The sequence below is a fragment of the Haliea alexandrii genome (assembly GCF_003719295.1).
GTDB classification, from domain to species: domain Bacteria; phylum Pseudomonadota; class Gammaproteobacteria; order Pseudomonadales; family Halieaceae; genus Haliea; species Haliea alexandrii.
In genome coordinates this window covers 196,132-217,975 of sequence record NZ_RFLW01000001.1, presented here as the reverse complement: position 1 = coordinate 217,975, position 21,844 = coordinate 196,132, and the positions used below count along the sequence as shown (strand labels likewise).

Below are 21,844 nucleotides of genomic sequence, written 5' to 3'. Positions count from 1 at the left end.
GTTTCCGGAGAGCACACGCCATGCAACGATTCAGCGGCAAGACCGTCATCATCACCGGCGCCGCCCAGGGCATGGGCGCCAATCACGTGCGCCGGTTTGTGGCAGAAGGCGCCAATGTTCTGCTGACCGACGTGCAGGATGACGCCGGCGCGGCACTGGCTGCGGAATTGGGGCCACAGGCCTGCTTTGTGCACCAGGATGTGTCCAGCGAGGCAGACTGGGATGCCGTGGTAGCAGCGGCAACGGCTCGGTTCGGACGTATTGATGTGCTGGTGAATAATGCGGCGCTGTTCTTCTCTTGTCCGGTCGATGAGGTTGAGCCGGAGCGGGTACGCAGGCTGCTTGAAGTGAATGTGTTCGGCAGCTGGTTGGGGATCAGCCGGGTGGCACCGGTGATGAAAGCGCAGGGCACGGGGGGGGCCATCGTCAACCTGTCATCCCTGGCCGGTATCCGCGGCATCCCCACGCTCGCCATTTACGGTGCCTCCAAGGCCGCGATTCGGGGCCTCACCCAGGCCGCCGCTCATGACCTTGGGCCTGCCGGCATTCGGGTCAACGCCGTACTCCCGGGCGCCGTGGCGGATACGGGGATGTTCTCCGGTGGTACACCGGAACAGATGCAGGCCATACCCCTGCAGCGTCCGGCCAGCCTGGACGAGATCTCCACGCTGGTGCTGTTTCTGGCATCGGACGACGCCAGCTACATCACGGGTGCGGATCACACCATCGACGGTGGGCGCAGCCTCTGGTGAGGGCGAGAGGCGAGTCGGGTTAGAGCGGGTCGCCCAGGCGCTTCAGCGTCAGCCGCAGTTGCCGCTCCAGCAGGTCGTCGTAAGGGTTCAGGAATTCTTCCAGAATGGCATAATCGCCGAGTTCGCTGGGGCGCTGCTCCAGCCGGCTGCTGACGTCGATGTCCTCGCACACGCCGGGTGAGAGCATGACCTGCGGTGGCTTGCTGCTGCACAGGGTCTGCAGCTCGTCGAGGGTAGACTGGATATACAGCCCCGGGTAGATGTCGGTTTCATCACCTCGCCCCAGTTCGCTCTGGGCGACCGCCATGGCCATCCCCAGCGACAGGCTCATTTTCTTCTCCACGGCCTTGCTGACGTTGCGCACCAGCCAGGCGCAGCAGGCTGCCCGGAAGGCCGCGCTGCCGCCGTTGCTGCTGCCGCTGAAGAACACCGCCAAACCGAATTGCCGCACCACTTGCAGGTGGCCGCCGTAGAAGCCCGCGGCGGCATAGACAATCTGGTGCAAACGGTCGGTGTAGCGGTGCAGGGATGCCTCGTCCAGCGTGTCGATATAGTCCGCCAGGCTGATCAGGTGCAGGTAGAGCACGGCGGTGTCGCGATAGTTGGCAGGGTTTGACCCCGTGCCGTTGCGCGCCCGCAACAGCTCCATGGGCAGCGCGCTGATGTGGTGCTGCAACTGCAGCAGTTCGTTGGCGGGCAGCGCTGCTTTGCTGTTTTCCTCCAGTGCAATGCTCCGTGCCTGCCGTTGCAGGCGGCTGGCAAGCAAGCTCAGCGCCGCCTTGCGGGTAAACGCATAGACGATGAGACTGAGCACAATGGAGAGCCCGAACAGGCTCAGGAGGAAGCGTATACGGGCGGTTTCAGCCACTGCTGTGCTCAGCGTGATGACCACTTCTCCGGCCACATCGGGGCCGATCAGCACGGGGGCTCGATAGTCCGCAAGGAATTCGCCGTCGAGCTCCCCGGCCTCACCGAGTGCCCGCCCTTCCACGTCAAAAATGGCGACTTTGCCGGCGGAGGAGGACTCGACAAAGCGGTGCAGCGACGCGGCCACATTAAGCAGGTCGCCGGTTTCCAGGGCAACGCCGATACGTCGGGCAATTTGCTGCGCGAGCGCATCGCCGAATTCCGCCTGCTGCACCTTCTGCATGTGACGGCTGGAAGTGGCCGCCAGAGCAACCAGCGCCAGACTGATGAGCAGGCAACCCAGTCCGGCGATCAGTGCCAGTTGATGGCTGAGGCTTGCGTCGCGGAATCGGTTGCTCACGCGCTGTGGCTTCCCTGTCGATAAAGTGGCGAGTATAAACCAAGCCCGCGGTCCCTGCGCGCAGCGGTTTCGCCGCACACGGTGCAGGGTTAGAATACGGCGCTTTACAGTCAGCCGGACCCGCCAACTCGTGAACGATATCGTCCTGATTACCCTCTCCGGTGCAGATAAGCCGGGCATTACTGCCGGGGTCTCCGGGTTGCTCGCCGAGTACGCGGTGAATGTGCTGGATATCGGGCAGGCGGTCATTCACGCCACGCTCTCCATGGGGCTGCTGCTGGAAATTCCCACGGGCGCGGCGCGCAAGGATATCGAGAACGCTCTGCAGGCATTTGCGGCCAGCCGGCAACTGCAGCTGCGCTGGGAGCAGGTTACGGCGGACAGCTACGGTGACTGGGTGGCGGCACAGGGCCGTGCGCGCTATATCACCACCTTGCTGGCGCGGAAAATAACAGCCGACCAGTTGGCGCGTGTGAGTGCGGTTTTTTCGCGCCACGGCTTGGGTATCGATGGCATTTCACGGTTGTCCGGGCGCATTCCGCTGGGTGAGCTCCCGCCGTTGAGCAAGGCCTGCGTAGAGTTTTCACTGCGCGGCAGCGTGTCCGATGTGGCCGCATTCCGGCGTGAGTTGCTGGAGGTGGCCAGCGCGCTCGAGGTGGACCTCGCCTTTCAGGAAGACAACATGTACCGCCGCAACCGACGTCTGGTTGCCTTTGACATGGACTCCACCCTGATCGAGGCCGAGGTGATTGACGAGCTGGCACGCCTGGCGGGCGTTGGCGAACAGGTCAGTGCGATCACGGAACGTGCAATGCGTGGTGAGTTGGATTTCGCGGCCAGCTTTCGCGAACGGGTCGCCCTGCTCAAGGGTCTGCCCGAATCTGCGCTCGAAGAGGTTGCCGCGAACCTGTGCATTACCGAGGGGGCACGTCATCTCATCGCTACCCTGCGCGCGCTGGGCTACAAGACAGCGATACTTTCGGGCGGTTTTACCTACTTTGCCCACTGGCTGCAGCAGCAGCTCGGCATCGACTACGTGCACGCCAATGAACTGGATATTGCGCAGGGTGTGGTCACCGGTAACGTCAGCGGTGTGATCGTTGATGGTGAGCGCAAGGCCGCATTGCTGCGCCAGCTGGCGACGCGGGAGGGCATCGACCTGCAGCAGGTCATCGCGGTGGGTGACGGCGCCAACGACCTGCCCATGCTGAGTATCGCGGGGCTGGGCATAGCGTTTCGCGCCAAGCCGCTGGTGCAGCAGTCAGCGGAGCAGTCCATATCCACCCTGGGGCTGGACGCCATTCTTTACCTGTTGGGAATTTCCGACCGTTACCAGCCGGCTGCGGTGTCAGATATCCGACCAGATTGAGTGGAAAGGCGAGGCTGGCAAGCCGCGCGCTTCTTTCACGTCCTCGGCCTGGTCTGCCGCCGCTTCCCGGAATTCGAACTGGCTGTAGGCACCCGTGGCTGCCACCAGGCGCTGCAGGCGCACGTTGCGTGTGGCGCCGTGGTGCAGCAGCGTCAACCCCTGGCCTTCGCGGAAACCGCTGCGCGGCGTAATCAGTGTGGGGGGTTGGGCGACCAGCTTGATTTCCGGCAGCAGCAACACGCGAATGGGCTCGGACAATCCGCTCTCGGCGTGTATTCGCGCGCCCCACGGTTCCGCCGTCGGGCTCAACAGCTCTACCCCGACCAGCGTGCTCTTGCCTTCCAGCTGGCTCACCCAGCGGATGGTCGCCAGAACCCAGTTGGGATGGTCATCCTCGCGCACGCAGATCAGGTCACCACTGCGTATGATGCCAGGCGGGCTTTCCTCCCAGGCCAGGCAGTAGCCGCCAGGGCTGGCGTTGATGGATTTGATGGCGTATTGGCGAAAACGCTCGGCATCCGCCATGGGGGCGCTGTCGTCTTCTCTCAGCAACCGGGCGCGGGTGCCGGGGTCCACGGCAATGTCACCGCCCGCTTCGGGGGCGTCCGGCTGAGCCTGTTCCTCGCCACTGAAAATATCGTCCGGCGCGGCCTCCACCCACGGATCGCGACGTTTCTGCGCAACCAGGAACGGGTTGCCGGCAACGCGCTCGCCGGGCGGTGGCTGGTAGCCCTTGCCATGCAGTACCTCGGCGAAGTTCTGCCTGCCGGCGGAGAAGTAGTGGGCGTTGCTGAGGCCGAGTGTCACATGCAGCTTCTGCTGCACCGGCGTGCGGTGGAAGTTGCGCATGCTGACCGAGGACAGGGCCTCAATCATGTGCAGCAAAATATGGTGGTGCAGCCGGACGTCCTTGTCGAACACCACATCGCGGCGCCCGTTTTCTTCCGACTCTGCCGCGATCGCGCGCAAGTGCACCACCAGCGCACTGGTATCCAGCAGGCGCATGCCGGTGGGCTGGTCGGCAAAACGTGGGTTCTTGGCGTAGGTGGGCGGCTGGTCGGCGTCAATATCGACGGCGAACAGGGCCTCTTCATCCTCGCTGGTTTCCGCCTCCCCGCCCCATTCGAGCAGGCAACGGAACATGGCGATCAGGTCGCCCTGGCGAACCTGGTTGGGCTTGCAGCAGGAGAGCAGCAGCGGGCGCAACCAGGTGGCCTGCACGGTAGTGATGCCCTCGTGACCGTCATCGACGCGCAGACGCGTGAGGTGCTGCCGCTCCGCCAGGTGATACAGTTGATGCAGCGTCTGCCAGGCGCGGTTCTCACCGGGTTGGTAGAGCAGGAAATGCTGGAAAATCTTTCCCGCCGTGAGGTCAATGGCACGCTGCAGTGCCTCGCACATCAACCGCGCCGGATTCACGCCGACCAGGGTGTCGCGGTCGCGCAGTGCGTGCACGGCAACCAATGTGTAGGCCGTGCTGGCAAGCCCCAACAGCTGATCCGAGAGTTCCGCCAGCTGGCGCGGCTCGTCCGGCATGACCAGAGGCTGGTTGATGACCTTGCGCGAGAGGCTGGCGACGGCCACGTTCATATTGGGTCGAATCGCTTCGAGCACGGCGTAGCGCTCGACGGCCGGCAGAACAACACGGTTCAGTTCCCCGAGGATGGTGGCGAGCGTCTGGGCAACTTCGCGGGCGCTGGTTACCGGGAGCCCGGAGGCCCATTCGGCGGCGTCGGCCCCGGTCAGCGGGAAATGGCTGAACGTGGTCAGATCCTGGCGCGGAATCCGCAGTTTTACGGGTGCCTTGTCAGTCACGGTCATGGCCTCCCATCACACCCTTCCCTGTTCGTTAGCAAGCGCTATCAAGAGTAGCCCATCCGGGCAGGTAATCGCCACTGCAATATCGCCGGGAGCTGCAGGGTACGGTATCATTGCGGCCAAATTTTACAGTAGTGTGATACCTGTTATGGCGAATTTCTCCACCAATGAATTCCGGCCAGGCCTCAAGGTCATGCTGGATGGCGACCCCTGCAGCATTCTCGAAAACGAGTTTGTGAAACCCGGCAAGGGCCAGGCCTTCAACCGGGTGCGCATGCGCAACCTGAAAACAGGCCGGGTCTGGGAGCGCACGTTCAAGTCGGGCGAAAGCCTGGAGGGCGCTGACGTCATGGACCGGTCCATGGAATACCTCTACACCGACGGTGAATTCTGGTACTTCATGGAGCCCGATACCTTCGAGCAGCACCAGGCTGATGCCAAGGCGGTCGGTGATTCCTACCTCTGGCTGAAGGAGCAGGACGGCTGCGAGGTCACACTCTACAACGGTACGCCGCTGTCGGTGGCACCTGCCAACTTCGTCGAGTTGGAGATTGTGGAAACCGATCCGGGCCTCAAGGGTGATACGGCGCAGGGGGGCAGCAAACCGGCCAAGCTGAGCACCGGGGCGGTGGTCAAGGTGCCGCTGTTTGTCACCACCGGCGAAGTGATTCGGGTGGATACCCGCACCGGTGAGTATCAGAACCGGGTCAGCAAGTAGGCTACGCCCCCGGCGCAGCATATGAGTGACTGGCGGCCCGGTGCAGCCCTTGCGCAACTGCGCCAGCGCGCCCAGCTGCTGGCGCAGATTCGCGCTTTTTTTGCCGCTCGCGGCGTGCTCGAAGTCGAGACACCACTTCTTTGCTCACGCGGCATTACCGACCCGGCCATTGAGCCGCTGCTCGTGGAGCGCGGGGAATCGCTGACCCACGCGCCGCGGTTTCTGCAAACCTCGCCCGAATACGCCATGAAGCGCCTGCTGGCGGCAGGCAGTGGCCCCATCTACCAGATCTGCAAGGCGTTTCGCGATGGTGAAGCCGGGCGCCGCCACAACCCCGAATTCACTTTGCTGGAGTGGTATCGCCCGGGCATGGATCATCACGCGCTGATGGCGGAGGTGGCGGCACTGGTGTGCAGCTGCCTGGGTGAGCGGCCCTGGCAGGCGTTCACCTACCGGGAGCTGTTCCAGCGCTGCCTGCAGCTTGACCCGTTTACTGCCGACATTGCCACGCTGCAGCGCACCGCACGCCAGCTGACCGACCCGGGCACCCTGGCCGGCGGCCGCGACCTGTGGCTGGACCTGTTGCTGACGCACGCTGTGGAGCCCTGGCTGGCGGGGCAGGGCCTGTGTTTTGTCTACGATTACCCGGCCAGCCAAGCCGCCCTCGCCCGGCTGGCGCAGCGCGATGGCGAGGTGGTGGGCGAACGGTTCGAGCTCTACATCGACGGTGTGGAGGTGGCCAATGGCTACCACGAGCTGGATGATGTGGTGGAGCAGCGCGCCCGCTTCGAGGCGGACAATCGACAGCGCGCGGCGGCCGGGCAGCCTGAGCGGCCGCTGGATGAGGCTTTACTGGCGGCGCTGGCGGCGGGCTTGCCCGCAGTGAGCGGTGTTGCGCTGGGGCTGGATCGGCTGTTGCTGCTGGCCAGCGGGGAAACCGATATACGGCGTCTACTGGCCTTTTCCTGGGAGCGCTGCTGAGGGCGCAGTGAGCACGGCCGGGCCGTAGCCGTCGATGAATTCTGCCGGCATGCGCCGGGGCCGTCCGCTGCTGATCTCGATACAGGCAAAGCGCATCATGCCGCGCAACAATGTGGCGCCATCCGCCGGACGCTGGATCTGGAAGCGGCGTTCCATGGTCAGGCGTCGATCCCAGCTGACGATCCAGGTACCGGCAATCAGCTCATCACCTTCGCGCGAGGCCTGCAGGTAGTCGTACTCACTGTGGGTGATGGCCATGGCGCGGTCCAGCCGGCGATAGCTGTCCAGGTCCAGGCCCAAGTGTACAGAGTGGGCCCAGGCCACCTGCTCGCACCATTTCACGTACACTGTGTTATTGGTGTGTTGCAGGCCGTCGATGTCCGCGGGCGCCACCTGCGTTGGCAGAGTGAAGGGCTGCGGATGATCCCACACCAGCGCCGCCATGCTCACGCGCCCTGGCCCGCTGCCTGGCTCGCTGTGGGGGCGGCGTCAGCTTCCAGGGGCTTCTGGGCGAAGTGGAAGAAGGCATAGCCGATAGCCAGCAGCGGGCACAGCAGGTTGAAAAAGGCAAAGGGCGCATAACTCAGGGTGGCCACGCCGAGTGTGGCTGACATGTAGGCGCCACAGGTATTCCAGGGGATGAGGGCCGAGGTGAGGGTGGCGGAATCCTCCAGGGTGCGCGACAGGTTCAGCCGCGACAGGCCGCGACGTGCGTATTCATCGCGGAACATGCGCCCCGGCAGGGCAACGGAAATGAACTGGTCAGCCGCCAGCACGTTGGTGGCGACACAGGTGCCGACCGTCGCCCCCACCAGCCCCGCCGCGCTGTGTACCCGTTGCAGGATCTTGCGCAACAGGTGGTCGAGGATGCCGGTGCGCTCCAGTGCGCCGCCAAAGGCCAGTGCACAGATAATCAGCCACACCGTGTTGAGCATGCTGCTCATGCCGCCCTTGCTCAGCAGGTCGTCGAGAAAACGGTTGCCGCTGTTGGCGACATAGCCGTCGAACAGGCTGATCCACACGCCCTGCAGCAGCAGTGCGGCCTGGTTGAGCTCAGCGCTGTTGCCGGCCAGCTCGCGCACGGCCTGGGGTTGGAACAGCACCGCGAACACGGCGCCCACCAGCGCGCTGATAACAATGGAAGGAAACGCGGGGAAGCGCTTGTAGATAAGCCCCAGCATGAGGATCAGCGGCAACAGCAGGTGCCAGCCGATATCGAATTCTTGTGACAGGCTTGTTTGCAGGGCCGCGATTTCCTCGGGGGTTGCAGCCTCGCCGCCCCCGATCAGCAGAAAGCCCAGCAATGCCAGGGTAAACCCGGGCACGGTGGTCCAGAGCATGTGGCGAATGTGGTCGAACAGGTCGACGCCGGTGGCGGCCGCCGCGAGGTTGGTGGTGTCCGACATGGGTGAGAGCTTGTCGCCGAAGTAGGCGCCGGACACAATGGCGCCAGCGGTGATGGCCGGTGACAGGCCGAAGCTGCCGGCGATACCCATAAGGCCGATACCGAGGGTGCCGGCAACGGTCCAGGAGCTGCCGATACTCACCGCCACAATGGCACAGATAGCGGCGCTGGCGGCATAGAAGACCGATGGATTGAGTATCTCGACGCCATAGTAGATCATGGCAGGCACGGTGCCAGAGAGTATCCAGGTACCGATCAGCATACCCACCGACAGCAGGATCAGCGTGGGCCCCAGGCCTACGGAAATGCCGTGGATAATGCCTTCCTGGGTGGCGTGCCAGGTGAGCCCGATGCGCTTGCCCACCAGCGCTGCCACGCAGGCGGCCAGCAGTAGCGCAATCTGGTTGGCGCCGTAGGACGAATCCGAGCCGAACAGGTAGACCGAAGCGGCCAGCAGCACGGTCAGGAATACCACCGGGGTCAGCGCAAGGCCGGTGGTCAGCGGACGGTAGTGAGGCGTCTGGTCACTCAAGAGAGGTTCTCGCGTTGTTGCGGCGGGGACTGAATCGGCATCTTCAGGGCAGAAGAATGCCTTAAACTACAGCCCGGGTACAGCATGGGCGACGCCGGGAGAGGGAGGCGAACAATGGCGGCACTGTGGTAACGAATGATCGCAAGGCCCTGTATCTGGGTTTGAGCGCGGTGCTTTTGTGGTCTACCGCGGCCACCGCCTTCAAGCTCGCGCTGCGCGAACTGGACGTATTCCAGCTGGTTGCCTGGTCGGTCTCCGCGTCCGCGCTCGCGCTGCTGGCCATTGTCTGCTGGCAGGGCCGGCAGCGCCAGCTGTGGAGCTCCCTGCGTCAGCGCCCCGGCTATTATCTGCTGTTGGCGGCAATCAATCCGCTGCTCTACTATCTGGTTCTGCTCCACGCCTACGCGCTGCTGCCTGCGCAGCAGGCCCAGACCATCAACTACACCTGGGCCATCACGCTGGCATTACTGGCAGTGCCGTTGTTGGGGCAGCGGCTGGGGCGCCGCGACCTGTTGGCGGTGGCGCTGGGTTACAGCGGTGTGGTGATTATCGCGACGCAGGGGCAGCCCTTTGCCATGCAGTTCAGCAGCTTGCCCGGCGTGGGCCTGGCGTTGGGGAGTACACTGGTGTGGGCACTGTACTGGATTCTCAATACGCGCAACCAGGGTGATCCGCTGGTCAGCCTGTGCCTGAATTTTCTTCTGGCCACACCCGCGGCATGGCTGGTGTGCAGCCTGTTTTCAACGCTCTCCACCGGTGGCACAACCGGCCTGCTGGCCGCGTTGTACGTCGGCCTGTTCGAGATGGGCATCACCTTTGCGCTCTGGTCCAGCGCGCTGCGCCTCACCAGCTCGGTGGCGCGTATCGGCAACCTGATTTTCCTCTCCCCGCTGTTCTCGCTGGTGTTTATTGCCACTGTGCTGGACGAGGCGATTCACCCGGCCACGCTGGTTGGCCTGGCGTTGATTATCCCCGGGGTGCTGTTGCAGCAGACGGGCGGGCCGAAAGCGCCCCGCGAGGCCTAGCCGCCGATGTCCGCACCTGAGCCCCCGGTGCTCGCACCGCGCTATTACCGGGACAACTTCCAGCGCCTGTGTGACACCGTTGAAGCGCTCTATGATGACCTGCTGAGCCCGGCGGAGCGTGCGTGGCTGGCACAGTGGCGCAGTGCCTCCGAGCCGGCACAGTGCCTTTACGTGCGGCTGGTTTCCCGTGTCGGCCCCTGGTTTCGCGTGGCGAAGCTCTCCTACCCCGAGATCGGCGCAATCGAACCACTGCTGGCTGAGCTGCAGGCGCTCGATCTGCTGCTTGCGCCCGAGGAGGCGAGCGAAGCGTCGCTGGACGTGCAGGATCTGGGCCGCCTGTTTACCCTCCCCGAGTGGCGGCGTGCTTTCCAGGGGTCTCTTTGTTCGTCGGCACAGCGCAGCAAGGCGCAGTGGGTCGAGGAAGTGGCGGCCCTCGATTTGCCCGTGTGCACACTGCTCGATGCGTTGTGCACGGCAGCCGATGACCGACTTGTGGCACCGTTGGGGGTGGAGTCTGTGGCCCTGTTCCAGCTGTTGTTTTTCGGCAACCGACGGCAAAGCCTCACTGACTTTGTGCTCAGTGATCTGGGTATCGCCCGCTACTACCCTTACGCACTCACCCGGCAGCAGCGTCGTTTTTCCTGTCGTCAAGCGGTGGATGAGTACCAGCAGCTGGGCGAGCTGGCGGATCTGCATTGGCTGCTGGAGGACGCAGGAGACGCTGAGGGGTTCAACTTGCTGGCGGAGCAGTTGCTGCGTGCGGCGCCCCAGCATGCGCCCAGCGAACGCCGCTACTGGATGCTGTGCAACCGCCTGGGCCGCAATCTGGAGCGACGCGGCGAGTGGGCGTTGGCGGCACAGCTCTATCAGCGCAGCCAGCTGCACCCGGCGCGTGAACGTTATGTGCGCGTGCTGGAGCAGCGCGAACAGTGGCAGGCCGCCCAGGCCGCCTGCACAGAGCTGTTGGCCAGCCCCTGGTGCGAGGAGGAGCGCGATGCGGCGCAGCGCATTCTGCCGCGCTTGCAGCGTAAGCTCGGTGTTGCAGCCGCGCCGCGGCGACGCCGCACGGTGCCGATGGTGGACCTGCAGCTGCCGCGGACGGATGCGCGGGTGGAGCGCGCTGTGGCCGAGCACCTCGCAAAGGATTGGGTGTCGGTGCACTACGTCGAGAACAGCCTGTTCAACAGTCTGTTTGGCCTGGCCTTCTGGGAACAGATTTTTGCGCCGGTGCCCGGCGCTTTTCACAACCCCTTCCAGGCGGTGCCTGCCGATATGTATCAAACGGCGTTTCGCGCCCGCCGCGAAACCGCGCTTGGTACCCGCCTGCAGGAACTGGCAGCCGGGGATCTCGAGGTAGAGCTGCAGGCTGCCCTGGCGCGCTTCTTCGGTTATCAGTGTCGCTGGGTCAGCTGGCCGCTGTTGACGACAGACCTGCTCGCCCGCGTGCTGGCCTGCGTGCCCGCCGACCACTTGCTGGCGGTGTGGGAGCGTATGTTGTTTGATCCGGGTGAAAACCGGCGCGGCTTCCCCGACCTGATCGCCCTGGGTGAAAGGCCCGGCGACTACAGCCTGATTGAGGTCAAGGGCCCTGGCGACCAGCTGCAGCACAGTCAGCGCCGCTGGTTGCAGTTTTTTGGCGAGCAGGGAATACCGGCAAGGGTGGCGCGGGTGGTCTGGACCGATGAATGAGCAGCGCGTCACCGTGCGTGACCTGGTGCTTTTCTGCCATCGCAGCGGCGATATTGATCACCGTTTCACCCCGTCTCCCACCGGTCAGCAGGGTATTGAGGGGCACCAGCGAATCTATCGCCGGCGCCCGGCGAGCTACCGCGCCGAATTCCCCGTGCAGTGTGTCTGGGACGGGGGTGCCGGGCTGCCGGCGCTACAGGTCACAGGCCGCGCAGACGGCTACGACCACAGCCAGGGGCTGGTGGAGGAAATCAAGACCTGCCGCGTTGATCCGGCACGTATTCCGGCCTCGGTGACGCAGCTGCACCTGGCCCAGGGCCGGCTCTATGCCGCGTTGATAGCGGCCAGCGAAGACTTGCCAGCGATGGCCGTGCAACTGACCTGGTTGCAGCTCGATACCGACGAGGAATACCCCTTGCGCCAGGACTACAGCCGCGCGGAACTGGATGCGTTCCTGCATGCGACGCTCCGGCGCTACAGCCAGTGGCTGGCACAGGTGCAGCGCCGTTTGCAGCGGCGCGATGTCAGCCTCTCTACGCTCCCCTTTCCTCATGCACAGTTCAGGGCCGGTCAGCGTGAGCTATCCGAACGGGTCTACAAGTGCATTCATCAGGCGGGTCAGCTGTTGCTGGAAGCCCCTACCGGCATTGGCAAGACCGCCGCGGTGCTCTACCCCGCATTGAAGGCGCTGGGTACCGGGCGTCATGACAGGGTGGTATTTGCCACTACGCGCATCAGCGGGCGACGCGCGGCGGAGCAGGCCATGACGCGGTTTGTGGAGAAAGGCTATGCCGGCAATGCACTCAGTCTCACAGCCAAAGAGCAGGCCTGCCTGGCACCAGGCAAGGCCTGTCACGCGGATGATTGCCCCTATGCCCGCGGCTACTATGATCGCCTGCCGGCGGCGTTGGATGAAGCGCTTGAAGCGCCCCTGCTGGACCGCGAAGGGCTCGCGGATATTGCCGGGCGGCACGCGGTGTGCCCCTATCAGTTGAGCCTGGACCTGGTGCCCTGGGTGGATGTGATTGTGGCGGACGTACACCACATCTTCAGCCCCACCGCGAACCTGGCAGAGCACCTGACGGCGAGCGGCGGGCGCTGGACCGTGTTGCTGGACGAGGCCCATGGCTTGCCCGATCGCGCCCGGGGCATGTACGGCGCCGAATTGCCGAAGGCGCTGGTGATGACCGCCCGGCGCGAGGCGCCTGCGGCCACGCGGCGTGTGCTGGAGCGGCTCAACCGCCAGCTGCTGGCCCTGTTGAAGCTGGACTGGTCAACGCCCGATGGACACTGGCTGGATGCGGTGCCCGAGACGCTGGCCAGTGCGCTGGCCGAGTGTGTTGAGGCCGTCAACGCCGAGCAGGCGCTGGACGCCTTTGTGCTGCAGTCGCGGCCCGCACTGCGCGACGTCTACTTCCTGGCGCTGCAGTGGCAGCGCCTGCTGGAGTGCTGGGGAAGTGAATTTCGCCTGGAGCTGGAGCGTGGCACCGGGCCCCAGGGCCTGCTGCTGCGGGTGCATTGCCTGGAGCCCTCGCGACTGCTGGCCCTTCGCCATCAGGCGATGCACGCTCTGGTCGCCTTTTCTGCCACCTTGAGTCCGCAGCGGTGGGCGCTGGATACCCTGGGGCTGCAGGCGGGCGCTGTCGCCTGGTGTACGCCCTCGCCTTTCAGCCGCGACCAGTTGCAGGTGCAAATTGCCACGCATGTGGATACCCGTCTGCAGCAGCGCGCAGCGAGCTTGCCGGTGCTCGCTGCGCTGTTGCGTCAATGGCTGCTCAGCGAGCCGGGTAACTGCCTGCTCTACTTCCCCTCCTATCGCTACCTGGAGGCCTGTATGCAGCTCATGCTGGAGCAGGGTTGGCCGGACGGGCGCCAACGCTGGGTGCAGGGCCGCGCCGGGCAGGGCGGGGCAGAGTTGCTGCCGCTGCTGCAGCAGGCACGGGATGTGGCGGCTTTCTGTGTGCTGGGTGGCGCCTTCGGCGAAGGCATCGACCTGCCAGGCGATGAACTGTCCAGCGTGGTGGTGGTGGGTGTCGGTCTGCCCCAGCTGAGCCCGGGTAACGAGCAGCTGCGCCAGTTATACGGCAGTCGCTACGGCAGTGGCTTCGCCTACGCCTACCAATACCCTGCGGTGCAGAAGATCAGCCAGGCTCTCGGCCGCGTGGTGCGCACCAGCACCGACCGCGGCAAGGCATTGCTTGTAGACGCTCGCTACGCCGACCCGGGTTGGCGCCAGCTGCTGCCGCCCTGGTGGGAGTATCGGGATTATCCGACTGCGGGTGGCCGGTAGCCGGGCTTGGCAAAGGCGAGCTGCACGGTGCCGATGATGCGCTCCCGGAACCCCCCTTCGCAGTAACAGAGATAAAACTCCCACATGCGAATGAACTGGTCATCAAAGCCCTGGCGGCGCACGGTGTCGAGTTGCGCCATGAAGCGCTCGCGCCACGCGGCGAGGGTGCGCGCGTAGTCCAGCGTGATATCGCGCAGGTGTACCATCTGCATATCGGTGTCGCGCGCCAGGTGCTGGGCAATCACCGCCAGCGATGGCAGGCAGCCCCCCGGGAAAATGAAGCGCTTGATGAAGTCGACGGTGTCGCGCGCCTGCTGATAACGCTGGTCGCTGATGGTAATGGCCTGGATTACCATTTTGCCGTGAGGCTTCAACAGTTCGCTGCAGCGCGCGAAATACGTGCCGTAGAACTGGTGCCCGACCGCTTCAATCATCTCGATGGAAACCAGCTTGTCGAACTGACCGGTGAGGGTGCGGTAGTCCTCACAGAGCACGGTAACCCGATCCTCCAGGCCGAGCTCGGCAACGCGCTCACAGGTGTGCTTGTACTGTTCCGTGGAGATGGTGGTGGTAGTGACCCGGCAGCCGTAGTGCTGCGCGGCGTGAATGGCCATGCCGCCCCAGCCGGTGCCTATTTCCAGCAGGTGATCGGCGGGCTCAAGCTCCAGCTGCTGGCAGATCTCATCGAGCTTGGCCAGCGAAGCGGTTTCCAGCGAGGCGTCCGCGTCGGGGAAAATCGCCGCTGAATACATCATGGTCGGGTCGAGGAACAGGCGGAAGAAGTCGTTGCCCAGGTCGTAGTGGGCGGCGATGTTGCGGCGTGAACCGGAATGGGTGTTGCGATTCATGCCGTGGGCCAGCTTCAGGCCCAGACGCACCAGCCAGGACTGACCGCCCTCCATGGCTTCCATGGTCAGCATGTTGGCGCTGAACAGACGTGTCACGGTGGTCAGGTCGGGGGTGGACCAGTCACCTTCGATGTAGGCTTCGCCCGAGCCTATGGTGCCGCCGGACAGCAGCTTGCCGTAGACGGCGGGGTTGTGCACCGTCACTTCCGCGTGAGGCTCGCCTTCGCGCTGCGAGTTGCCGATGCGGAATGTCTCGCCACCATCGTGCAGGGTGAGGCTGCCAACCGTGAAGTTGCCGAGTACGCGCAGCAGCAGCTTGCGCGCCAGCTGATGGTTGGACCAGCGCTTGCCGGCCTTGGTTTGCAGCCGCACCTGGCTGACACTCATGTCGTTCATATTACGCTCCAGACGTTCTAGAACCGGGGTGGTCGTGCACGGGCACCCCCTTGATAAACAGGCGCAAGGCCTGCCAGTAAATACCCAGGGCTACCTTGAGTGTCATCAGTGGGTAGCTCCAGAGAATGCGGTTCAGGTTGCGGCCAGTCATGGGACGGGCACGCATACTCAGGCTGGCATCGAAAATGCGGCCTTCTGCCGTCTCCGTGGCCAGGTGAATGGCCAGGCGCTCCCCGGGGGTGTTGCTGCGCCACACATAGCGCATGTCCATGGGGTTGAAGGGCGACACATGCAGCGCCTTGTCAAATTCCCGCTCCAGCCAGCTTCCTGCGTCCGGGCCCTGCAACACGTAGCTGTGGCGCTCGTCCCACGGCGTGTTGGTGACCTCTGCTACCAGGTATTCAAGCCGGCTCTCATCCTCATTGAAACAGTAGTAGCAGGCTATCGGGTTGATCTGGTAACCGAAGTAGCGCAGGTTGGCGAGCAGGTAAATGGGCCCGCTGTGTGCGGCGCCGGTTTCTTCGCGAATGCGGCGTCTCACCTCTTCTGCAAGAGGCAGGGCGGGATCACCCAGAAAGTCGCTGCGCAGGAAGCGGGCTGGCGCCCAGCGTGTGCTGGACCACAGCCAGCGCCCGGCGAACAGCTGCGGCAACTCGTCCAGGCATATCCAGGGCATGAACACGCCGTAACTGAAGGCGTGCGCGCGCGGCACGAACCGACGGTGGTGCAGCGTGCCTTGGTATAGCCTGGACTTCACGCGGCGGCCTTGACCGCCTGGTTGATGCCGTCCGCCACGCGCAGCGCGCTCACCACGCCGTCTTCGTGGAAGCCGTTGTGCCAGTAGGCGCCACAGTACCAGGTGTTGCGCGAGCCATTGATATCCTGCCAGCGCTGCTGGGCCTTGATACCCTCGAGGGAGAATACCGGGTGGGCGTAGTTAAAGGTCCCCAGTATGCGGTTGGGGTTGATGGAGGCCGTGTCGTTGAGGGTCACGCAGAAAGTCTCCGGTGCATTCAGGCCCTGCAGGATGTTCATGTTATAGGTGACCACTGCGCGGCCGGAATCCACCCCGAGGCGGTAGTTCCAGCTCGACCAGGTTTTGCGGTTCCGGGGCAGCAGACGCACATCAGTATGCAGCACCACCTCATTGTTCTGGTAGGGCAACGCGCCGAGAATCGAGCGTTCCTCCTGCGAGGCATCCGCCAGCATATTCAGGGCCTGGTCGGAGTGTGTGGCAATCACGACTTGATCAAAACGGAAGCTGCGGCCGTCACGCAGGGACACGTCAACGCCGCGTGGGTCACGATTGATGTGGGTGACCTCGCTGGCCGTGTGTATACGGTCTTCGAAGCGCTGGCAGAGCGGCCGCAGGTATTCGCGCGAGCCACCTTCCACAACCCGCCACTGAGGCCGGTTATTGACCGAGAGCAGGCCGTGGTTGCGGAAAAAACGCAGAAAAAACTCCAGCGGGAAGTCGGTCACACTGGCACAGTCTGACGACCAGATCGCTGACGCCATGGGTACCAGATAGTGGCTGCTGAATGCGGCGCCGTAGCGCTTGCGTTCGAGGTAGTGCCCGAGCGTTTCCCCCGCCTGCAGCAAACCACCGTCCAGGTCGGCGACCGCCTCACGGTTGAAGCGCAGGATGTCGCGCACCATCCCGAGGAAGCGCGGGGAGGCGAGGTTGCGACGCTGGGCGAACAGGGTGTTGATGCTGCTGCCGGAGTATTCCAGGCCGCTTTCGATGTCGTTCACGCTGAAGCCCATGTCCGTGGGCCTGCTGCTGACGCCCAGCTCATCCAGCAGGGCAATGAAGTTGGGGTAGGTCCAGTCGTTGTAGACAATAAAGCCGGTGTCGACCGCATAGCGGCGTGTGCCGAGTTTGACGTCGACAGTGGCCGTGTGTCCGCCGATCTGTGTGCCCGCTTCAAAAACGGTCACGCGATGCTGGCGGCTCAGATAGTGGGCACAGGACAAGCCGGAAATGCCCGAACCGATAACTGCGATATCCAATGGTGTGATTCCTCCCGGCAAGATGGCAGCGGTTCGCTGGGCGACTGCAAGCTCGTGTGCCTGAATGTTTACCTGATGGCCAGATTACGCCGGCATGCTGTCGCTGGATCATAGTACTTATTTATAGCGTGAGTTGATCCGCTTATCCGGCGGGGGCGTATACTGGCCTGAACACAGTCAAAAAAAAGCGGGTGTATTGGTGGAAAAAAGGAACGGCAGTGCTTCGGACGGCTGGGAAGGCCCTACCGGGCGGCGCACCGACGAGTGGAGCGAATGCCTTACTCAAATCGCTGCGACCGGTGACAGAGCAGCGTTTACGCGCTTCTTTCGCCACTTCGCACCGCTGATCAAGTCGTTTGCGCTGTCCGGGTCAAGCCTCTCAGCGGCGCATGCAGACGAATTGGTGCAGGAAGTCATGCTCAAGGCCTGGCAGAAAGCGTCAGCGTTCAACCCGGAGAAGGCCGCTGCCAGTACGTGGGTGTATACGATAGCGCGCAACTGCCGGACGGATATGTTCCGCCGCCTGCAGAAGTTCGACACGCCGTTGGCGGCGGACGACTTCATGCCAGACCAGGAGCCGAGCGAGCCGTTTGCCATGCTGCAAAGTCGGCGTAGCCGGGACACCATTCACGCGTTGATGGGTACGCTGCCTCCGGATCAGGCGCAGATACTCGCCAAGGTGTACATGGAAGGGAAGTCGCATGCCGAGGCAGCGGCAGAGTTGGATCTCCCGCTGGGAACCGTGAAGTCACGGGTGCGGCTGGCGATCCAGAAATTGCAAATTCAGATAGACAGGTAAGCAGCAGATTATCATGGCCAAGTTTCATCCCAGCGTTGACCTACTGACCGAGTACGTGGCTGGCATTCTGCCACTGGCGCAGTCTGCCTGTATCTCGGCGCACCTCAATTACTGCCCGCAGTGCCAGCAGCAGAGCGCCCGCCTGCAGGATCTGGGTGCTGTGTTGTTCGACAGCCTCACGCCGGTTCCGGTCGGTGATGCACTGCTCAATACGGTGCTCGCGCGGCTGGACGAGGAGCCGCCGCTCAGTTACCGGCGCGCGCAGGATCCGGCTGTGGGGCGCTTGCCCGCGCTGCTGCAGCGCCTGATGAAGGGTGACTTTTCCGAGCTGTCCTGGAACAAGATCACCTCGTCGCTGGGTATCAGCTACCTGAAAACCGGCGACCCGGGTTACGAGTTCGCGCTGTACCACATCAAGGCCGGTGGCAAGATTCCTGAGCACACGCACCGTGGCTCGGAAATGACACTTGTTCTGCAGGGTGGTTTTTCCGATGCAGCCGGCAGTTACCACGAGGGTGACTTCCTGTTCCGTGAAGCCAGCGATACTCACGCTCCCACGGCGCTGCAGTCCGAGGACTGTATTTGTCTGGCGGTGCTGGATGCTCCCCTGCGCTTTACCGGCTGGAAATACCGCTGGATGAACCCGTTCCTGCAGCTGCGCGCAGGCTGAATGGCAAGCCCCCCTTCCGGGGGCTTTTTTCTGGTCATACCCGATTTACGGGATGCGACTGTCGCGCGCCGATGCAATACTCTCCCATCATTTTGGCCAATGTTTACTGTGCAACTATTCCTCTGGTGAATATTAGGCATAATTCCTTGGCGGGAGTCTCTGTGCTACAGTCCCGTGCCGAAAAACTGGGAGAGCTGGGTAAAGGGTCGCTGGAAGAGAGAGAATAACGCTCAGACCCTGCCGTTCCGGCCACAATATCCGCAGAATTCATAACCGACACGCTTGAAAACGGGGTAGGAAAAACTATGCGCATCGCAATTCCGAGGGAGACGCATCCGGGCGAGAACCGGGTGCCGGTCACACCGGAGACGGCCAAGAAGCTGTGTCGTCTGGGTGCTGAGCTGGTGATTGAAAATGGGATGGGCCTTGGGTCCGGTTTTACGGACGAGGAATACGCTGCCGCCGGGGCCACCCTGACCACCGATCGCGAGGGCCTGTTCCGTGACGCTGATATGTTGTTGCGCCTGCGCAAGCCAGAAAAGGCCGACATCGCGCTCATGAAGAAAGGCTGTATTCACATCAGCTACCTCGACCCGTTCAACGAGCACGATCTGGTGCGTAACCTGCAGCAGCACGGTGTCACTGCCATCAGCATGGAAATGATTCCGCGCACCACGCGTAGCCAGAAAATGGATGCGCTGAGCTCCCAGGCCAACCTCGCGGGCTATGTCATGGTGCTGCAGGCTGCTACTCACCTGCCGCGAATCTTCCCGATGATGATGACCCCCGCGGGGACGTTGAAGCCTGCGAAAGTCTTCATTATCGGTGCCGGCGTGGCAGGCCTGCAGGCGGTTGCCACTGCCAAGCGCTTGGGTGCAAGGGTAACGGCCTTTGATACCCGCCCAGTGGTTGCCGAGCAGGTCCGTTCACTGGGCGCCACCTTCCTTGATATCGACCTCGGACAAACCGGCGAGACCGCCGGTGGCTACGCCACCGAATTGACCCCGGAGCAGATCCAGAAGCAGCGCGATGCGCAAAAGGAAACCATTGCCGATTCCGACGTGGTGATTACCACCGCCCAGGTATTCGGGCGCAAGCCCCCCGTGATTGTCACCAAAGACATGGTGGAAGGCATGAAGCCCGGCTCCGTGATCGTGGATATGGCCGCTGAAACTGGCGGCAACGTGGAAGGCTCGGTGCCCAATGAAGTGGTCACCGTGAACGGCGTGACGATCATCGGCAAGGGCAACCTGCCCAACGAAGTGTGCCGCGACGCCAGCCACATGTATGCGAGCAACCTGTTCAACCTGGTCGATGACGCCTGGGACAAGGAAAGCAACACATTCAAGATCGACTTTGAGCACGACATCCTGCCCGGCTGCATCATCACGCATGGTGGTGAAGTCACAAACGAAACCATCAAGAACATCCTGGAGGGGGGCAACTGATATGGAAGCCGTATTCCTGACCTTTATTTTGATGTTGTCCATTTTCCTGGGCTTCGAATTGATCAACAAGGTACCGGCAACGCTGCACACGCCGCTGATGTCTGGTGCCAACGCTATTTCCGGCATTACCGTGGTAGGCGCCATCAGCCTGGCGGGTACCGGCCAGCACGACATGGCCCAGTGGCTGGGTGCAGCCGCTGTTGCCCTGGCGACAATCAACGTGGTGGGTGGTTACATGGTGACCGACCGCATGCTGGCGATGTTCAAGAAGAGGGGTAAATAATCATGGGTGCAACCGGATTGGCCATTCAATTGGCGTTTGTTATCGCGGCGGCCCTGTTTATTTTCGGCCTCAAGTTGCTCGGCTCTGCGGCCACGGCGCGCAAGGGTAACCTGCTGTCCGCCGTGGGTATGCTACTGGCGATTGTCGCGGCCTTGATCGACCAGGGTATCGTCGAGTTCCAGTGGATACTGGTGGGCATGGTTATTGGCGGCGTGATCGGTGCTGCCACAGCGCGTCTGGTGCAGATGACCTCGATGCCGGAAATGGTGGCGCTGTTCAACGGCTTTGGCGGTATGGCCAGCCTGCTGGTAGGCGCCGCAGCGCTGGGTGCCGGCGACAGCAACACCTTTATTCTGGTGACCATCGTGCTGTCCATCCTGATCGGTGGCCTCACCTTCACTGGCTCGCTGGTCGCCTACGGCAAACTGAGCGAGAAGATTGGCAGTGGCGCCGTTACGTTCAGTGGCCAGCAGATCGTCAACAGCCTGCTGGTGCTGGCCATTCTCGCCAGCGCGGTTATGTTCTGCCTGCAGCCCGAGAACAGCCAGTGGCTCTACGCCATCATCGCGCTGTCATTGCTGTTTGGCATCATGGCGGTGATTCCCATCGGCGGCGCCGACATGCCGGTGGTGATCTCGCTGTTGAACTCCTATTCAGGCCTTGCAGCCTGTGCGGCGGGTTTTGCCATCAACAACAACATTCTGATTGTGGCCGGTTCCCTGGTAGGCGCCTCCGGTATCATCCTCACGCAAATCATGTGCAAGGCGATGAACCGCTCCCTGAGCAACGTGCTGTTCAGCGGCTTTGGCAGCGTGAGCAGTGCGGAGACCGTGGTAGAGGGCGAAATCAAGCCCATCTCCGTGGAAGACGCCTTCTACGTGCTGGAAGCGGCGAGCAGCGTGGCGATTGTACCCGGCTACGGCATGGCGGTTGCCCAGGCCCAGCACGTGGTAAAAGAGCTGTGTGAGCTGCTGGAAGAAAACGGCTGCGAAGTGAACTTCGGTATTCACCCGGTGGCGGGCCGTATGCCGGGTCACATGAACGTGCTGCTGGCGGAGGCGGACGTACCCTACGACCAGCTGCTGGAAATGGACGAGATCAACCCGCGCATGGAAACCGTGGACGTGGCAATTGTGATCGGCGCCAACGACGTGGTGAACCCCGCCGCGCGGGAAGTGGAGTCCAGCCCCATCTACGGCATGCCGGTCATCAATGTGGACAAGGCGCGCACCGTATTCGTGCTCAAGCGCTCCATGGCCTCTGGCTTTGCCGGCATCGAAAATCCTCTGTTTTACAAAGAGAACACCCGGATGCTGTTCGGCGATGCGAAAGAAAGCATCGGTGGCCTGATCCGCGAGTTCAGCTAAGCCGTTCTTGGCCCGCGGGTGCGATTGCGCCCGCGGGGGATTAGCGTTTGCAGATGATGTCTGGGTCTGGACAAGCTGGTCTGTGGCTGCCGGTAACATCCCCACGGACCTGTGCCGCCGTGAAGTCCGCTTGCATGTCCGCGCTTTTATAAACAGCGGTACACAAAAAGATAG

General features: G+C 63.1%; 19 protein-coding genes. 12 read left to right on the top strand and 7 right to left on the bottom strand.

The window, feature by feature from the left end:
* The first annotated feature begins 20 nt into the window (after nt 1-20).
* Complete coding sequence (locus EGJ68_RS01005) at nt 21-752, top strand: SDR family NAD(P)-dependent oxidoreductase (RefSeq protein WP_123032712.1); 732 nt, start codon at nt 21-23, stop codon at nt 750-752.
* Between the two features lie 19 nt (nt 753-771).
* On the opposite strand, the gene EGJ68_RS01000 is transcribed toward EGJ68_RS01005, so the two are convergent.
* Complete coding sequence (locus EGJ68_RS01000) at nt 772-2,019, bottom strand: hypothetical protein (RefSeq protein WP_123032711.1); 1,248 nt, start codon at nt 2,017-2,019, stop codon at nt 772-774.
* 130 nt (nt 2,020-2,149) lie between these two features.
* On the opposite strand from EGJ68_RS01000, the gene serB reads away from it, so the two are divergent.
* Nucleotides 2,150-3,388 carry a phosphoserine phosphatase SerB gene (gene serB, locus EGJ68_RS00995; protein WP_123032710.1) on the top strand — a complete coding sequence of 413 codons (1,239 nt, stop codon included), beginning with the start codon at nt 2,150-2,152 and terminating at the stop codon, nt 3,386-3,388.
* Here serB and EGJ68_RS00990 read toward each other — a convergent pair.
* A complete protein-coding gene (locus EGJ68_RS00990) occupies nt 3,368-5,203 on the bottom strand; it encodes a GTPase (RefSeq protein ID WP_158283442.1) in 1,836 nt (611 codons plus the stop codon). The two genes, serB and EGJ68_RS00990, sit on opposite strands and share 21 nt — an antisense overlap.
* 151 nt (nt 5,204-5,354) lie before the next feature.
* Here EGJ68_RS00990 and efp point away from each other — a divergent pair, with 151 nt between their 5' ends.
* Nucleotides 5,355-5,924, top strand: a complete 570-nt coding sequence (efp, locus tag EGJ68_RS00985) for an elongation factor P (protein WP_123032708.1) — start codon at nt 5,355-5,357, stop codon at nt 5,922-5,924.
* Nucleotides 5,925-5,945: 21 nt separating this feature from the next.
* Nucleotides 5,946-6,905, top strand: coding sequence for an EF-P lysine aminoacylase EpmA (gene epmA, locus EGJ68_RS00980; protein WP_123032707.1), 960 nt, complete (start codon nt 5,946-5,948; stop codon nt 6,903-6,905).
* Here the strand turns inward: epmA and EGJ68_RS00975 are convergent.
* Nucleotides 6,876-7,349: an acyl-CoA thioesterase gene (locus tag EGJ68_RS00975; RefSeq protein ID WP_123032706.1), complete on the bottom strand. Its 474-nt coding sequence runs from the start codon at nt 7,347-7,349 to the stop codon at nt 6,876-6,878. The two genes, epmA and EGJ68_RS00975, sit on opposite strands and share 30 nt — an antisense overlap.
* A gap of 2 nt (nt 7,350-7,351) precedes the next feature.
* Nucleotides 7,352-8,842, bottom strand: coding sequence for a Na+/H+ antiporter NhaC (gene nhaC, locus EGJ68_RS00970; protein WP_123032705.1), 1,491 nt, complete (start codon nt 8,840-8,842; stop codon nt 7,352-7,354).
* 125 nt (nt 8,843-8,967) lie between these two features.
* Between nhaC and EGJ68_RS00965 the strand changes: the two genes are divergently transcribed.
* The 3 genes from EGJ68_RS00965 to EGJ68_RS00955 are packed head-to-tail and all read left to right on the top strand — an operon-like array spanning nt 8,968 to nt 13,846.
* On the top strand, nt 8,968-9,867 hold the full coding sequence (locus tag EGJ68_RS00965; protein ID WP_123032704.1) for a DMT family transporter: 900 nt from the start codon (nt 8,968-8,970) through the stop codon (nt 9,865-9,867).
* 6 nt (nt 9,868-9,873) lie between these two features.
* Nucleotides 9,874-11,556: a VRR-NUC domain-containing protein gene (locus EGJ68_RS00960; RefSeq protein ID WP_123032703.1), complete on the top strand. Its 1,683-nt coding sequence runs from the start codon at nt 9,874-9,876 to the stop codon at nt 11,554-11,556.
* Entirely contained in the window at nt 11,549-13,846 is a 2,298-nt protein-coding gene (locus tag EGJ68_RS00955) for an ATP-dependent DNA helicase (RefSeq protein WP_123032702.1), read from the top strand. The genes EGJ68_RS00960 and EGJ68_RS00955 overlap by 8 nt, the downstream gene beginning before the upstream one ends.
* Here the strand turns inward: EGJ68_RS00955 and EGJ68_RS00950 are convergent.
* Genes EGJ68_RS00950 through EGJ68_RS00940 form a run of 3 tightly spaced genes read right to left on the bottom strand, consistent with a single transcriptional unit; the run spans nt 13,822 to nt 17,103 of the window.
* The gene (locus EGJ68_RS00950; protein WP_123032701.1) at nt 13,822-15,090 is read right to left on the bottom strand and encodes a class I SAM-dependent methyltransferase; all 1,269 of its coding nucleotides are present in this window, start codon (nt 15,088-15,090) and stop codon (nt 13,822-13,824) included. The two genes, EGJ68_RS00955 and EGJ68_RS00950, sit on opposite strands and share 25 nt — an antisense overlap.
* A gap of 1 nt (nt 15,091) precedes the next feature.
* A complete protein-coding gene (locus EGJ68_RS00945) occupies nt 15,092-15,847 on the bottom strand; it encodes a DUF1365 domain-containing protein (RefSeq protein ID WP_123032700.1) in 756 nt (251 codons plus the stop codon).
* Nucleotides 15,844-17,103 (bottom strand): NAD(P)/FAD-dependent oxidoreductase, encoded by a 1,260-nt coding sequence (locus EGJ68_RS00940; protein ID WP_123032699.1) that lies wholly within the window; start codon nt 17,101-17,103, stop codon nt 15,844-15,846. The genes EGJ68_RS00945 and EGJ68_RS00940 overlap by 4 nt, the downstream gene beginning before the upstream one ends.
* Before the next feature lie 199 nt (nt 17,104-17,302).
* Between EGJ68_RS00940 and EGJ68_RS00935 the strand changes: the two genes are divergently transcribed.
* The 5 genes from EGJ68_RS00935 (at nt 17,303) to EGJ68_RS00915 (ending at nt 21,670) form a co-directional block, all read left to right on the top strand.
* A complete protein-coding gene (locus tag EGJ68_RS00935; protein ID WP_233248629.1) occupies nt 17,303-17,902 on the top strand; it encodes a sigma-70 family RNA polymerase sigma factor in 600 nt (199 codons plus the stop codon).
* Between the two features lie 13 nt (nt 17,903-17,915).
* The gene (locus tag EGJ68_RS00930) at nt 17,916-18,572 is read left to right on the top strand and encodes a ChrR family anti-sigma-E factor (RefSeq protein ID WP_123032697.1); all 657 of its coding nucleotides are present in this window, start codon (nt 17,916-17,918) and stop codon (nt 18,570-18,572) included.
* A 305-nt stretch (nt 18,573-18,877) separates the two neighbouring features.
* The gene (locus tag EGJ68_RS00925; protein ID WP_123032696.1) at nt 18,878-20,020 is read left to right on the top strand and encodes a Re/Si-specific NAD(P)(+) transhydrogenase subunit alpha; all 1,143 of its coding nucleotides are present in this window, start codon (nt 18,878-18,880) and stop codon (nt 20,018-20,020) included.
* Nucleotide 20,021: 1 nt separating this feature from the next.
* Complete coding sequence (locus EGJ68_RS00920) at nt 20,022-20,303, top strand: NAD(P) transhydrogenase subunit alpha (RefSeq protein ID WP_123032695.1); 282 nt, start codon at nt 20,022-20,024, stop codon at nt 20,301-20,303.
* 2 nt (nt 20,304-20,305) lie between these two features.
* A complete protein-coding gene (locus EGJ68_RS00915; RefSeq protein ID WP_123032694.1) occupies nt 20,306-21,670 on the top strand; it encodes an NAD(P)(+) transhydrogenase (Re/Si-specific) subunit beta in 1,365 nt (454 codons plus the stop codon).
* The last annotated feature ends 174 nt before the right edge of the window (nt 21,671-21,844 follow it).

What these genes read in the sequence shown, in the direction of transcription:
- EGJ68_RS00960 (WP_123032703.1), top strand. Translation starts at nt 9,874, where the DNA reads ATGTCCGCACCTGAGCCCCCGGTGCTCGCACCGCGCTATTACCGGGAC.
- efp (WP_123032708.1), top strand. Translation starts at nt 5,355, where the DNA reads ATGGCGAATTTCTCCACCAATGAATTCCGGCCAGGCCTCAAGGTCATG.
- EGJ68_RS00915 (WP_123032694.1), top strand. Translation starts at nt 20,306, where the DNA reads ATGGGTGCAACCGGATTGGCCATTCAATTGGCGTTTGTTATCGCGGCG.
- EGJ68_RS00930 (WP_123032697.1), top strand. Translation starts at nt 17,916, where the DNA reads ATGGCCAAGTTTCATCCCAGCGTTGACCTACTGACCGAGTACGTGGCT.
- EGJ68_RS01005 (WP_123032712.1), top strand. Translation starts at nt 21, where the DNA reads ATGCAACGATTCAGCGGCAAGACCGTCATCATCACCGGCGCCGCCCAG.
- epmA (WP_123032707.1), top strand. Translation starts at nt 5,946, where the DNA reads ATGAGTGACTGGCGGCCCGGTGCAGCCCTTGCGCAACTGCGCCAGCGC.
- EGJ68_RS00950 (WP_123032701.1), bottom strand. Translation starts at nt 15,090, where the DNA reads ATGAACGACATGAGTGTCAGCCAGGTGCGGCTGCAAACCAAGGCCGGC.
- EGJ68_RS00955 (WP_123032702.1), top strand. Translation starts at nt 11,549, where the DNA reads ATGAATGAGCAGCGCGTCACCGTGCGTGACCTGGTGCTTTTCTGCCAT.
- EGJ68_RS00975 (WP_123032706.1), bottom strand. Translation starts at nt 7,349, where the DNA reads ATGGCGGCGCTGGTGTGGGATCATCCGCAGCCCTTCACTCTGCCAACG.
- EGJ68_RS00925 (WP_123032696.1), top strand. Translation starts at nt 18,878, where the DNA reads ATGCGCATCGCAATTCCGAGGGAGACGCATCCGGGCGAGAACCGGGTG.
- EGJ68_RS00920 (WP_123032695.1), top strand. Translation starts at nt 20,022, where the DNA reads ATGGAAGCCGTATTCCTGACCTTTATTTTGATGTTGTCCATTTTCCTG.